The organism is Scytonema sp. UIC 10036 (genome assembly GCF_009725235.1).
On record NZ_WJFC01000032.1, the window covers coordinates 43,002 to 57,987 of the forward strand.

The following is a 14,986-nucleotide window of genomic DNA, read 5'->3' on the forward strand; positions in this document are numbered from 1 at the left end:
AAATGAATAGCTAGAATTTGATTTCTTGTGAAGGACTTGTACTGCCCAAAATTGTTTCCAAAAAGTCTTAAATTTTCTTTCTGCAAGAGCATACTTCTATGACACAGAGTGAAAGAGTACAGCGAGTTATTCAAAGCGATTTTGAAAGCTTACAGCATATTAATGTCAGCGATTTTTTAGGTATAGAGCAATTTATTAAATTGTCTGTTGTGACTCAGTTTTTTCCTCCAGACTTTGCAGCTACTGGGCAACTTATTGAGGAACTGGTGAAACAATTGGAAAAAGAGGGGGTAGATGTCGAAGTTTTTACAGGTCAACCAGGGTATGCGTTTAAGACGGCTAATGCTCCATCCGTTGAACAATCTGGCGGGTTAAAAATTAAACGCTCTTGTACGACTCAACTCTGTCCTCAACGGATTCGTGGTAAAGCGATTAATGGTATTTTGTTTACTTTGCGTGCTCTATTCTATCTGTTGAATGCTGCTCGACGGCGCAATGTGGTGTTATTAACTACGGCCCCTCCATTCTTGCCAATTTTAGGATATATAGCACATATTCTTTTTGGAGTCTCTTATGTGTGCATACTCTACGACCTTTATCCAGATATTGCGATCGCGCTAAACGTCATACCAAAACATCACTGGATAGCTCGTATCTGGCGGGGTGTGAACAGACAAATTTTGAAGAAAGCAAAGAGCATTATTGTTCTGAGTCCAGCCATGAAGCGACAGGTAGCAGCTCAATGTCCGGAGGCTGCTCACAAAATTTCTGTCATCCACAGTTGGGCAAATCCAAATTTTATTGTGCCTATTGAAAAGAAAGACAACTGGTTTGCCCACCAACACGACTTAGTGAGTAAATTTACTGTAATGTACTCAGGTAACCTGGGTCGATGCCATGACATAAAAACTATGTTGGAAACAGCTCAATACTTGCAAGATGAAGAAAATATTCAGTTTGTCTGTATTGGTGGTGGGGCTAAACGTGATGAGTTGATTCAACAGGTGCATCGACTGGGGCTGAAGAATTTTCTGTTTCTTCCATATCAAGAAAAGGGCGTGTTGCCTTATTCTCTGACAGCCTGCGATTTATCACTGGTGAGTGTCGATCCTGGTATGGAAAACCTAGTTGCTCCGAGCAAACTTTACCCTGCTCTCGCAACGGGACGACCTGTCGCTGTTATTTGTCCGGGACATTCATATTTAAAGCAACTGATTGCAGATGGGAATTGTGGCACTACGTTTGAAAACACAGATAGTGTTGGTTTAGCTGAGTTTATTCGCTTGCTGAGTCAAGATAATAATTTAGCTGAGAAGATGGGTCAAGCAGCTCGTGACTACGTTGAGTGTTATTTCACTCCTCAGGTGATATCGAAGCAGTATCTCAGGGTATTGCGGGAAGCTATGCTGTAGGGCTAGTAGCGTTTTTACAGTAGTTTTCACCTAAATGAATCGTTTGTAGGGGCGCAATGCCTTGCGCCCCTACTGTGGTCTATTTACACACTCAAGTAGTTTTACTTGTATCAATTGCACATGAAAACAATTATTCAGTAGTTTTACGAATAGCATAATTTTGGATACGCAATATTATATAAATGTCAATTAAAAGTACGGAGAATAATATACATAAATTCTTAAAAGGTGGCATAGCTGACCAACCTACCGAACGGGAAAAAAATTAGAATATTAAGTTTTTTTGCCGATGTGTTAGTCATGACTATTTTTTGGGAAATATAGGCTCGGCAAATTAAAGCAACAGGAGCTTAGAATGATATATTCTTGTTCATCTACTTAACTGTAAAAACTTAGTCAGTGTAGTCCCTAACGTTATCTGTGTTCCATCTATTAATTTGTCTGCGATCGCGTAATTGCGATGCTTGAAAAGTTTGAGGACATCGGTATAACGCTAGAAAAATCTTGTTGAAATTAAATATATTTACCATGATTTAGGAGCGGGCTTCGATGGTCTTTCGATCTCAGTCCCTCCTCCACAAAACCTTCATTTTGTCTGTGTATTATCTGTTGATAAAGGAGGTTGAAATGCAGAGAAGGTGTGACCGAAATCGCAAGCGTTCAAAACGGCGGGCTATTTCTTGCCCAATGCATGGTTGCTATCTTGATAGCGTCAGTCAAAAACATCCGTTATTTGCAGATAAGGCTGGACAACTTCAGCAACGAGGGATGGGGCGAAAGAGTTCTTTATTGTTAATAGGGAGCAAAACTACAGTCCTTCTGAGTGGTGAATGGTTGGAGGCTTTTTGGTGTCAAGAGTGTGAGGAGACAAAATGGTATCACGTGCGGAAGCGAGATAACACCTATGATTTGTCTGTTGCACCTCCAGAACTTTGGCAGCAGGCAATGGGGGTGGTTCCTCTACAAGGAAATCCTTCTGTAGGAGAGTTTAGTTTGCGGCAGTCAAGGAAAGTTGGTTATAGGTGCAGGGAGGATTTTAAATGTGTTGGATGAGCCAATGATGAATGGTCAAGAAACGACTAAGCATGAGTTAGTTCTTGAAGCCGGACGTATGGAACGGCAGTACTGGAAGGACTTATGGCGTTACCGAGAATTGTTCTATTTTTTGGCGTGGCGAGACATTCTTGTACGGTACAAGCAGACTGCGATCGGTATGGCTTGGGCGCTGATTCGTCCGTTTTTGACGATGGTGGTGTTCTCCTTTGTGTTTGGACATTTAGCAAAGTTGCCTTCCGAGGGTGTACCTTACCCAATTTTGGTGTTTGCAGCAATGTTACCATGGCAGTTTTTTGCCAACGCTCTTTCCGAATGCAGCAATAGTTTAATTAGTAATGCTAACTTGATTTCAAAGGTCTATTTTCCACGGTTGGTTGTACCTACAAGTGCTGTAGTTGTCAGTTTTGTGGACTTTTTAGTTTCAGGGATGATTTTGCTGGGGTTGATGGCGTGGTACAACTATGTGCCTAGCTGGCGTATACTGACACTGCCGTTGTTTGTTGCGATCGCTTTTGGTGCTTCAATGGGGGCAGGGTTGTGGTTGGCATCGTTGAATGTGCAATATCGGGATTTTCGCTACATCGTACCGTTTATCGTGCAGTTCGGTCTGTATATTTCGCCAGTGGGATTTAGCAGTAGCATTGTTCCAGAACAGTGGCGCTTGCTTTATTCGTTGAACCCAATGGTTGGGGTGATTGATGGTTTCCGTTGGGCGATTTTAGGAGGGAAAGCACATCTGTATTTACCAGGCTTTGGCTTATCTTTAGGGCTGGTTGTCTTGCTGTTCTTTAGTGGTATTTGGTATTTCCGCAAGATGGAGCGCACGTTTGCAGATGTGATTTAGGTGAGGAGCACAACAGGTGTCAGATACGGTTATTAGAGTTGAAAATTTAGGTAAAAAGTATATTATTGGGCATCAGCAGCAGGAGAGATATACAGCACTGCGAGATGTGATTGCCAATCGCGCCAAGGCTTTGTTAAACCCATTTCAAAAGACAAACTCTCAAATCCAAAATTCTAAGGAGGAGTTTTGGGCGCTGAAGGACGTTTCCTTTGAGATTAAGCAGGGTGACACAATTGGTATTATTGGGCGAAATGGAGCAGGAAAATCAACGCTACTGAAAATTCTTAGTAGAATTACAGAACCAACTAGTGGCTCTATCCGAATACAGGGTAGAGTTGCCAGCTTATTAGAAGTAGGAACAGGTTTTCATCCAGAGTTAACTGGAAGAGAAAATATCTATCTCAACGGTGCAATTCTGGGAATGAGCAAGGCTGACATAAAGCGAAAGTTTGATGAAATTGTAGCATTTGCAGAAATTGAAAAGTTTTTAGATACGCCTGTGAAGCGCTACTCATCAGGGATGTATGTGCGATTGGCGTTTGCAGTTGCAGCACATTTAAATCCCGAAATCCTTATAGTGGATGAAGTCTTGGCCGTAGGAGATGCCCAATTTCAAAGGAAGTGTTTGGGTAAGATGGGCGATGTAACTAATAAAGAAGGGAGAACAGTATTATTTGTTAGCCATAATATGGCAGCAGTGAGAAAATTATGCAAAAAGGGAATTGTTTTAGATAAAGGACTGGTTAAATTTAATGGGATAGCTGATGAAGCTATTGATGAATATTTTAAAGGTAGCACTATTAAAGCTTGGTATTGTCAGGATATCAATAAAAATAAACCCCAAATTTTAAATGTTGGTATTCTTGACAACTGTGGCAAGGACTCAGAAGTTTTACATTCAGATGAGAAATACTATTTGGTAGTCAGAATATTTTCGGCTGAGATTTCTAATCTCAAGTTTGGTTTTACAATTTTTAATTCTCAGGATATTGGTGTCATATCTTCAATTACATCCGATTCAATACAAAACATTCCTTTAGGTACCTGTGAGGTAGAAATAGAAATTCCCGTAAATCTTTTAAATCCCGGACATTACAGACTGGAAGGAGCTTTATATGATGATACACAAGTTTATGAACAAAGCGATTGTTTAAGGTATTTTACTTGTCTAAAAGACAATGATTTTGACATTAAGAAAAATCAATCCAAAGGAATATTAAGAGTAAACAGTTCTTGGAAAATGAGATAACTAGAAGAAGTTAAAGGAGTTTAAATAAATGATATATTATATACAAAAAATAGTCAAAAAAATTATTAACTATATTTTAAATAATTCTGATATTGGCAGTAAAATCATGGCATTTCCTAAAGAAGTCTATGAAATAAATTTAAAGACAAATTCACAAAATATTGAGTATCAATTAAATTTAAATTCTTTAAAATCAACTGTTGACTACGTAGAACATAATCTTACATATGCTCAACCTTTATCTAATTTTATGGAAATTTGTGACCATGCACTTACAAAAGTTTCTCTCATAGATGGTCTTTTCTGTGAATTTGGAGTTTACAAAGGTGGAACGATTAACTATATTGCTAGTAAGATTAACTGCCAGATTCATGGTTTTGATTCCTTTGAAGGACTGCCAGAATTTTGGCGTTCAGGATATGATACAGGTGCATTCAAAGTAGAACATTCGAAACTACCTATTTTTAATCCAAATGTGTGTTTACATATTGGTTTATTTGAAGATACACTCAAGAATTTTGTAGAAGAATATAAACAGCCGATTGCTTTTTTACACATAGATTGTGATTTGTATTCCTCCACAAAAACAATCTTAGATTATCTTGTTAATAGGATACGAGAGGGTACAATCATAGTCTTTAATGAATACTTCAATTATCCTGGTTGGCAGCAACATGAATTTAAAGCTTTTCAGGAGTTTGTGAAGATAAATCAAATTACCTATGAATACTTGTGCTACAATCAGTACCATGAACAAGTTGCGGTCATAATTACTCATTTTCCATCTTTAAATAAGACCAACTAATGCTGTAATTCTGAAACAGCATATATTTTAAGTGATTAACACTTTTGGTTAGGACTGACGTATAGCCCCCTTTGTAAGCAGGAATGTTTTATTTCATAAAGAGAGAGAATTTGTCAATGTTATTGACGCATATTTTTGAATCAGAATTGATGGTAAACTTAAACTTGAACCTACAAAGTTTAAGTTTTTTATAGGAAAATTAGAGGGAGCGCTAAAAATAAACCTTGGCATTATAAGCCTTTGAGAGAATGAAACAAACCTGCTGTTTCTAAGGGTTTAGAGGTATCTACAGAACGTGAAATCCTCAAAATACTGTTGAAGTTGCGTAAGTTCTGTTGATAACAAATTTGATGCATATCTCTCATATAAGTTTTAATTTACTGTTTGTGTATAAATTTTATCCTTCTTGTTTAAAGAGAGCGATTATGAATAGTTTGGAAACTATAATTTTAGGTGGTGGCATAACTGGACTAGCTGCTGGTATAACCTCAGGAGCCCCAGTTTTCGAGGCAGTTAATAGTCCTGGTGGTATTTGTGCTTCTTACTATGTACGTCCAGGTGAAAAAGAACGCCTCAACCAAGCTCCAAAAGATCAAGAAGCTTATCATTTTGAAATTGGTGGAGGGCATTGGATTTTTGGCGTTGATCCAGCTGTTTTAAATTTTATCACGACTTTAACATCAGTAAAAAGCTACGCTAGACGTTCATCAGTCTACTTTCAAGAAAAGAAATTATATGTTCCATATCCTATCCAAAATCACCTTCGCTTCCTAAATTCTAAGATTGTAGAACAAGCTTTATCTGAAATGGCTCATCCAAAAAGCTCATTCTGCACAATGAAAGAGTGGTTAGAGCAGAGTTTTGGTAAAACCCTCTCTGAACTATTTTTCAATCCCTTCCATGAGTTGTATACTGCGGGACTCTACAAAAAAATTGCTCCCCAAGATGGCTATAAATCACCAGTAGACTTATCTCTTGCTATTCGAGGTGCCCTGAATGATGTGCCTTCAATTGGTTACAATACTCAGTTTATTTATCCAGAAGAAGGCTTAAATACTCTAGCTCAACGTATGGCAGAACATTGCAATATCCGTTATGGTAAGCGAGCCGTAAAAATTGATGTAGAGGCAAAGGAAGTTTTATTTGAAGATAGGAGTACTATCTCATATAAGAAACTAATATCCACTTTGCCACTTAATCGTATGCTGGACATAACTGGGTTAATAGTAGAAACTTCTCCAGACCCCTATACATCAGTGTTAGTGCTAAATATTGGTGCAATTAGAGGTGAAAATTGCCCTAACGATCATTGGTTATATAATCCTGATGCAACTTCAAGTTTTCACCGTGTTGGTTTTTACAGTAATGTAGATAGCTTTTTTCTGCCAAAATCTTCGCGACAAAAGGGAGATCGCGTCAGTATCTATGTTGAACGAGCTTTTCTTGGTGGTACTAAGCCTACTGATACTGAAGTCGCTCTCTATAGCAATACGGTTGTTAAGGAACTACAAGACTGGGGCTATATAATGGAGGCTGAGGTAGTTGATTCAACGTGGATAGATGTTGCTTATACATGGTCTCTCCCTGAGTCTCAATGGAAACAAGAAGCTTTCAAAGTGTTAGAAAGGCATAATATTTACCAAATCGGTCGTTACGGACGTTGGATTTTCCAAGGTATTGCAGACTCTATTAGAGATGGCTTTATTATTGGATCGAGCTTTAAAAAATATTAATCTTATGGCAATTTTATTTTAGTTATCAAAATGCTCGTTAGATAGCAATCATAATTGAATTGTGAGAAAATTCATAGTAACGAAGAACTGCATTACTCCTATCCCGCTTGAAGATTACCTAATTAAATAAACCGCACTCGACGCAAAGAGCACGAAGAAAGAGGAGAAGAAGATCGGTAATCTTATGGCGGAAAGGGAGTAATTTTACATTAATGCAGTTCTTACAATGAGAAATTGCAATTATACATACAAAAGTGTTTTACTTTGATATTGTCAGGTAAAGCAAGTTATAAGGAAAAAATCAAAGATGAGAATAATAGAAGATAAAGTTTTAATTTTCAATAATTATCCTTTAAATCTTACTGATGGAGGACCAAGTGGGTTTTTAGCTCATAATTTGTCAGGTCATACTTCTCAGTACTATGAGATGAATTCAATTGACTTACATTCTTCTTTTAATCAGAGAGTATTTTCTAACTTAATAAGTTCCATTAAACAGAGTTCCTTTGAAAAGAAGGCTGCTGGTTTAGATCGGCTTTCTAAATTTAAAGAATGGTGTGTTAATGCCCAACGTATCTTTAAGAAGATTCAAGCTAAAAATTATAAATTTATTTATTTCCATGATGTTTGGCAACTAAAATCTTGTTTACCATTAATTCTACCTACACAGAAGGTATTATTACAATGCCATTGTCCTGAGTTACCTTCAGAGGAAATATCTCTACTACAGCCTGAATGTAGCCTAGGTGATGTAGAATGGGCTAGAGAAGCAGAGTATGATGCTTTCTCCAGAGCAGATATTCTTATATTTCCTAATCATTATACAACAAGAATTTATGCTTCGTTAATTTCTCCTCATTCTACAATATACTATTTGTCAAGTGGTGCTAGGGAAGTAAAAGATCTTAGACAGTATCCTATAGATAGAGAAATAATAAATCTCCTATATATAGGAAGAAGAAATCAAATTAAAGGCTTTGATATCATACTGAATTCTTTTCAAGAAGCTTATAAATTAAGAAAAAATTTAAATTTAATACTACTAGGTCTAGGAAAGCAAATTCTTAGTGAAGAAGGTATATACGATATTGGCTTTAGTTCTTCACCACATCAATGGATTTATAACTGCGATTATGTTATAAACTGTAACCGTCAAAGTTACTTTGATCTGAGTGTTTTAGAAACATTGTCTGTCGGAACGCCTCTAATTATCTCAACAAATTTTGGGCATCAGCAACTTGCTGAGGATAACTCGCAAGGTATTATTGATATAGGTGAACCTACAATACAAAATTTGCTTAATACCTTACTTTCTCAAGTACTTATAAAGAAAGAGTTTAACCAAAAAGCTGTTCAGGAAAATAAGTTGCTTTATCAGCAGAAATATTCAGATTCAGTTTATAGAAAAAACTTGAATAACTTACTGAGTAAAATTATTTTTTCAAAATAAAACAAGTAACTCTAATAGCATATGGAAAGTTATAATTTTATTTCTTCATTTACTACTTATTCATTCAGTTATATTTTTGTAATTTTTTTTTAATTATAGCAAAGTTTTATGAGCGAGCTGGTTACATGGTTACTTCCTATAAAAAATGGTATGCCCTACTTGCCAGAAACGTTGGCATCAATTGAAGCACAAACATATAAAAATTGGAAAGTTTTGGTATGGGATAACGGATCAACTGACGATACTTTAGAAGAATTACAAAAGTGGATACCTTCTCGTTTACCAGGTCAAATCATTACAGGAAAACATCTAACTTTGGGGGATTCTTTAGCGAAGATGGTGGAGAAATGCCAGACAGAATTCTGTGCTCGAATCGATGCTGATGATATTAACCTGCCTGAACGTTTAGAAAAACAAGTTGCCTTTTTGGAGGTACATCCAGAGGTAGCAGTCCTGGGTAGCCAAATGTATTACATGAACGCACAAGGATTTGATGATGTTGATTTATACAACGTACCAATTGCTCATAATGACATTATTCATGCAATGTTAACAAAAAACAGTATTGCTCATCCATCAGTTCTATTTAGACGTTCTGCTATTTTAAAAGTTGGTAATTATCGGCATTTATCCGAATGGCAGGGTGTAAATGTAGAAGATTATGACCTGTGGCTACGAGTTGCTGCTACAAATTACTATAAATTAGCCAATTTGGATGTACCATTAGTCCGATATCGGATTCATGATAAAAGTACAACCCAAATAGCAATTCGCGAAAACCGAATTAATCAAGCATTAGACGAATGCTTCTATAAAAATGCTCCACTTCTTTTTGGTTGTACGCAAGGTGAAGCCAAACTGTTGAGAGAAAAGAAGCATATTTGCGCGATTAAACCACTTTATAAAATTGCAAATCATTTACAACAGAATCAAGGTGGTGAGTTAATGAATAGACTTCTTGCTGATTCATTTATTCAAGCGGCAAAAAGTCTTGTGTCTTCTAAAGATATTATCTCTAGATTAGCTATAGCCAGCTTAGAACAGCAACCGTATGCTTTAAGTGAGGAAATATTTAGTATCGGGAAAACAGTATTTTTAAATTTTATAAAAAATAAAATCTATAATGATAAATTACGTAAAGATTTGCTAGATATCATTTGGAAAAAAAGGCTAAATAAGTGGTTAAAAGAAAAAGCAAGAGGAGGAACATTTATTCATAAAACAATTAGTTTTTGTGAAGGTAATAGACCAATTTTCTCAGCTATAGAAATAGCTGAGAAATGTTATATAGAGCAAGATTTTACCCTATGGCTGAGTCAAGATAAGGGAGCAAATCCAAAATTTATTATGAAGAGACGAGCTTATATTGGGAGAAATACATTTATTGGAGTATTCCATCCAATTACTATAGGAGAAGCCTCTCAGATAGGTGCTTATTCTTATCTTATTTCTGCAAATCACTGCTATGAAAGGCGGGACATTCCAATTATTGAACAAGGGTTTGTAGGAGCAGAAATTGTAATTGAAGATGATGTTTGGTTGGGAACTCATGTGGTTGTGCTTCCAGGAGTGACTATAGGACAAGGAGCAATTGTAGCTGCTGGTAGTGTTGTGACTAAAGATATTCCTCCATATCAAGTTTGGGGAGGCGTACCAGCTAAGTTTATTAAACATCGTCCTTAACGAAAAATAAAGCTATTACAGTTTTTGAGCCTGATACTACGGTTTTCAAGACTTAAGATATAAAATACCTCAGTTCGTCACTTAGGAATCACTTCCTTAAACAAAATACAGGCTTATAGTTAATTTTTGAAAAAGATATGAATCATAAACATCATCTATACTTTGGACGAGCATAAGCTGAGTTTTTACATAAATCACACGTTTTGTAGGACGTAAAGCTGCAGCCTTACAACTATGGCTCATTTGCCGAAAAATTACTGTGATTTTGGTTTCAAAAGTACAATCTGTGCCTTTTTAAAGTATACTCAAAATTGAGCCGTAGTATTCTTAGTAAGAATCCAACTAGATTCCTATAGTTTCTAAATGCCGCTAGAAGTGCCTTCAACTTTTATCAAATATTACTGTTTTTGAAAAATAATGAGAATTGCTTTTGTATCAACAATGGCTGGTTATCCTTGGGGAGGTAGTGAGTATCTATGGGCAGCAGCAGCAGCACAAGCTCTTGAGGAAGGACATGAGGTATTTATCTCTATCTATGATTGGTCTACAAATCATCCATTAATCACTAAGCTTCAGCATCAGGGGGCACGCTTACTTGCTCGACCTCGATTCCCTAAGTATCCATGTTTACTTTCTAAAGTTTTCAAAAAATTATTGCAATTTTGTTTTATAACACCAGCATTTTCTAATTCATTATATAAATCTGTTTTCGATTGTCATCCAGATATTATTTGTATTAGTCAAGGTAGCAGCTATGAAGCTATCTATATTCCAGATTTTTTACATTTACTTAGTGGTAATTCGATTCCCTACATAGTTATTTGTCAATTTAACTCTGATACGGTTTCACTTGACAGTTCTACTAGGAACAAAGTCCAACGATTCTTCAATCAGGCTGCTGGCGTTGCTTTTGTTTCACATGACAACCTTAAATTAGCCGAACGCCAACTGGCTCAATCTTTGTCTAATGCAGTCATAGTACAAAATCCTGTTAACTTGCTAGATTGTAGTTTAGTTCCCTGTCCACCACAATCAACAGTGAGTTTTGCTAGTGTTGCTCGCTTAGAAGCAGCTTGCAAAGGTCAAGACGTACTGCTCGAAGCCCTTAGTTTTCCAACGTGGAAACAACGAGATTGGCAATGTTGCCTTTATGGTTCTGGTCCTGACCAAGCTTACTTGGAAGCTTTAGCTCAGCACTATGGTATTGGTGACAGAATTAAATTTATGGGACATATTAACGATGTTCGAGCAATTTGGGAAGATAACCATATTTTAGTTCTCCCTTCTAGAGCAGAAGGTACACCTCTAGCCTTAGTGGAGGCAATGCTATGTGGTCGTCCTGCTGTTGTTACTGATGTTGGAGGTAATACAGAGTGGATAAAAGAATCGCAAACTGGTTTCATTGCAGAAGCTCCAACTACTAAGTCTTTCAGTGCTGCTCTAGAAAGGGCATGGTTAGTTCAAGACGAGTGGAAACAAATGGGCGTTAAAGCACATGAATATGCTAAAGCCAATTTTGATCCTTTGACGGTGCAAAAATTACTCAACATGATTCTTAATGCTACAAAAAGGAAGTAGTATGCAACATATTGTTTTAAGTGTTATCATCTGTACTCACAATCCAAGGCTAAATTACCTTGAGAGAGTATTACAAGCTCTGAAGAACCAAACTTTACCAACCGAGTTGTGGGAACTCTTACTTATTGATAATGCTAGTGACAAACTTCTTTCATCAGAAGTTGACTTAAGCTGGCATCCTCAATCTCGTTATATTCGTGAAGAAAAGCTAGGTTTAACGCCTGCTCGTTTAAGAGGTATTAAAGAAACAGTAGCTGAAACTTTGGTCTTTGTTGATGATGATAACGTTTTAGACTCAGATTATTTAGAAGTTGCGTCGAAAATCAGCAAAGATTGGCCCATCCTTGGTGCTTGGGGTGGACAAATCAGACCTGAGTTTGAAGAGATTCCTCCAGATTGGACAAAACCTTACTGGGGAGCTTTAGCAATTAAAGAATTTGACCAAGATATGTGGTCGAACTTGCTTGAAGCTATCCCAACTGGTGCAGGAATGTGTGTCCGAAAAATTATAGCTCAGAAGTATAGTGAATTAACCCATAACAACCAAAAACGGCTTCTATTAGACAGAAGAGGTAAGTTATTAACTTCTGCTGGGGATTTAGATCTAGCACGCACAACTCGCGATCTGAACTTGGGTACGGGGTTATTTGTTGCTTTGAAGCTCACTCACTTGATTCCAGCCTACAGGTTACAGGAGAAATACTTAATTCGATGGTTAGAAGGGAATTCGTACTCTTGCACGATACTTAATTATATCAGAGGTGAGGTACCTCCACCAGTCGATTTTACCTGGGTTAGAAAACTAATTGATTTGTATCGCCTTTTGCGTATGAAACCTAGACAGCGCCGTTTTCATCAAGCTTGGCAGCGGGGAAGAATGCTAGCTATCAAGGAGATATTATAAATTGTCAGTATAGATACAGTTTTATTACAAAAATAACAATAGCGATATATAAGCATTGGCTCGCACCATCATACCTGACTAAGTCCTTATTTTTAATGAAACGTTATCTGAATTTAAGGATGAACGGAATTAAGCAGCGACTGCGTTCATTCAATATGTAATCTCATATAATCAGGGTTTTTTATGGAATTCAAATCAAAGACTTTTGGGAGATGTAACGAATGATTTATAATCAATCAAAAGCAGTTTTAACAATAGCAACTGGCAAATTAATTTATATCCAGATGGCGGTTAATCTTGCACGTTCTTTTAAGTGGTGGCACAAAAATAGTTCAATAAAATTTGTATTAGCAACTGACCAGAAACATTTACTTCCTGAAGATTTGCTAGATATTGAAATTATTGAATTGCAACCAGGGGAGTACGGTTATGGCTTTTCTCCTAAGTTGTATTTAGACAAACTCGCTCCAGCTAAACATACTCTCTTTATTGATGCAGATTGTCTCTGCGTAAATTCTTTGGACTCAGTATTCGAGCGCTTTGCAGGTCATGCAGTTTCTGTAGTTGGAGGAACAATTTCCCAAGGTGAATGGTTTGGTGATGTCGCAAGAGTGTGTCAACGCTTCAAAGTAGCAGTTTTACCCAAGTTTAATGGGGGTGTTTACTACCTAGAAAAGGGTGAACTAAGCGATCGTGTCTACAGTACTGCTCGTGAATTAGAACCCCAATACGACGAGATTGGTTTAGTGCGGTTGCGGAATCGTCCGAACGATGAATTATTGATGGCTATCGCTATGGCGTTACATAACCAGACTCCTATCCCCGACGATGGATCTATTATGAGTGACCCCCAAGCTTGTCCTGGTGCATTATTCATAGATGTATTGCGAGGAAAGTCACGTCTGCTAAATCCTCCTGCTCCTCACCCTAAACATCAAGCCTGGTATCCCTTTACGGAAGTTAATCCAGTTATAGTACATTTTTTAGGGGATTACACCACAAAATACCCTTATAAGCGAGAGGAATTCAAGTTGTTACTGGCAGGATCTGAAGGTTGGCCAATTAGGGCAGCCGATCTATGGGCTACTGTGTTTCGCACCATTCCTTTGTTGAGTATTCAGATTTTGAAGAATACTCTGCGACCTGCTTACCGAAAATTGTTTGGTACTAGACGTATAGCGGTTTCAGAGCGTCTGTAAAATGACGGTAATTGCTGCATATAGCTTGTCAGGTAAATAATCTAATGGATGTTTCTGTTATTATTCCGACTTATAATCGCCTTTGGTGTCTTCCCAAAGCGATAGAGTCTTGCCGCCACACTCAATGTCAAACTGAAATCATTGTAGTTGATGATGGCAGTTCTGATGGCACTTGGGAATGGCTACAAACTCAACCAGACATTATTAGTCTGCGACAGGATAACTGGGGTAAATGCTGGGCTGTTAATCGTGGTTTTACCTTTGCCCAAGGTAAGTATATACGCTTTCTAGACTCTGATGACTGGCTCTGCCCTGAAGCAATTGATCGACAGTTTGAGTTGACCATAACACAGGAAACAGACGTAGTAGTTGGAGGCTACGAAGTGTATTCACAAGAAGGAACACTTCTGCGGCAAGTTTACTGGAATGATTGCGATGATTTCGTAGCTCAACAACTGGGTGAGTGCGATAGTTCTCATTACTCTGCTTACCTATTTCGTAGAGAATTTCTCAAAGATATTCCCCATCGTCCAGACTACGCTTGGCGCGATGACCGTCTATTAATCATTGAGGTAGCCATAGCAAATCCTAAAGTTGCAGTCTATCCACAACCTACCTTTTGTCATCGTCATCATTCTCAAACCCGACTACAATTTCAGCAAGGAATGACAGCAGTAGCTACAAATTTACAACATTTGACACTTTACAAAAAGTGCCTTAGTAAACTTGCTGCAAGAGATCAGCTTACCCCACGCCGCCGAAAAGCAAGCTGTAAAATACTTTGGTCTCTTGCTCATTGGATTGCGTATACTCATCTACATGAGGCTTGCGAAGTTGTGGATTGGATTTATCAGCTAGATCCTGATTTTCAACCTCCTGAGCCGGGGTTGTTAGGAAAGCTATACACTTATCTTGGCTTTCGGCATACAGAAAATTTATTATGGCTGCGGCGGAATATCTTGACTTTGTTTGGTAAACGTTCAAACATAAAATATCATGATTTTTCAGTTTGAACTGAAACACATTAACGAAAATAAATTCTCATAATAACTTCAGATGCTCCTACCTAGAAC

Annotated in this window: 12 protein-coding genes; all 12 read left to right on the forward strand. The window is 37.5% G+C overall.

Annotation, left to right across the window (positions count from 1 at the left end; all coding sequences use genetic code 11):
- The first annotated feature begins 98 nt into the window (after positions 1 to 98).
- The 12 genes from F7734_RS17210 to F7734_RS17270 all read left to right on the forward strand — a co-directional run bounded on the left by F7734_RS17210 (position 99) and on the right by F7734_RS17270 (position 14,926).
- Positions 99 to 1,412, forward strand: a complete 1,314-nt coding sequence (locus F7734_RS17210; protein WP_155745835.1) for a glycosyltransferase family 4 protein — start codon at positions 99 to 101, stop codon at positions 1,410 to 1,412.
- 627 nt (positions 1,413 to 2,039) lie between these two features.
- Positions 2,040 to 2,465, forward strand: coding sequence for a hypothetical protein (locus F7734_RS17215; protein WP_155745836.1), 426 nt, complete (start codon positions 2,040 to 2,042; stop codon positions 2,463 to 2,465).
- A 7-nt stretch (positions 2,466 to 2,472) separates the two neighbouring features.
- The gene (locus F7734_RS17220; RefSeq protein WP_155745865.1) at positions 2,473 to 3,312 is read left to right on the forward strand and encodes an ABC transporter permease; all 840 of its coding nucleotides are present in this window, start codon (positions 2,473 to 2,475) and stop codon (positions 3,310 to 3,312) included.
- Positions 3,313 to 3,328: 16 nt separating this feature from the next.
- Positions 3,329 to 4,561: an ABC transporter ATP-binding protein gene (locus tag F7734_RS17225; RefSeq protein WP_166481964.1), complete on the forward strand. Its 1,233-nt coding sequence runs from the start codon at positions 3,329 to 3,331 to the stop codon at positions 4,559 to 4,561.
- Between the two features lie 28 nt (positions 4,562 to 4,589).
- Positions 4,590 to 5,366, forward strand: coding sequence for a class I SAM-dependent methyltransferase (locus F7734_RS17230; RefSeq protein WP_155745837.1), 777 nt, complete (start codon positions 4,590 to 4,592; stop codon positions 5,364 to 5,366).
- Between the two features lie 386 nt (positions 5,367 to 5,752).
- Positions 5,753 to 7,099, forward strand: a complete 1,347-nt coding sequence (locus tag F7734_RS17235; protein ID WP_207714126.1) for an FAD-dependent oxidoreductase — start codon at positions 5,753 to 5,755, stop codon at positions 7,097 to 7,099.
- Positions 7,100 to 7,406: 307 nt separating this feature from the next.
- Positions 7,407 to 8,549 (forward strand): glycosyltransferase, encoded by a 1,143-nt coding sequence (locus F7734_RS17240; protein ID WP_155745838.1) that lies wholly within the window; start codon positions 7,407 to 7,409, stop codon positions 8,547 to 8,549.
- 108 nt (positions 8,550 to 8,657) lie between these two features.
- A complete protein-coding gene (locus tag F7734_RS62050) occupies positions 8,658 to 10,232 on the forward strand; it encodes a glycosyltransferase (protein ID WP_207714127.1) in 1,575 nt (524 codons plus the stop codon).
- A gap of 417 nt (positions 10,233 to 10,649) precedes the next feature.
- Complete coding sequence (locus tag F7734_RS17255; protein WP_155745839.1) at positions 10,650 to 11,810, forward strand: glycosyltransferase; 1,161 nt, start codon at positions 10,650 to 10,652, stop codon at positions 11,808 to 11,810.
- Between the two features lies 1 nt (position 11,811).
- A complete protein-coding gene (locus F7734_RS17260; protein WP_243146930.1) occupies positions 11,812 to 12,714 on the forward strand; it encodes a glycosyltransferase in 903 nt (300 codons plus the stop codon).
- A gap of 221 nt (positions 12,715 to 12,935) precedes the next feature.
- Positions 12,936 to 13,913 (forward strand): hypothetical protein, encoded by a 978-nt coding sequence (locus F7734_RS17265; RefSeq protein WP_155745841.1) that lies wholly within the window; start codon positions 12,936 to 12,938, stop codon positions 13,911 to 13,913.
- Between the two features lie 44 nt (positions 13,914 to 13,957).
- Positions 13,958 to 14,926: a glycosyltransferase family 2 protein gene (locus F7734_RS17270; protein WP_155745842.1), complete on the forward strand. Its 969-nt coding sequence runs from the start codon at positions 13,958 to 13,960 to the stop codon at positions 14,924 to 14,926.
- The last annotated feature ends 60 nt before the right edge of the window (positions 14,927 to 14,986 follow it).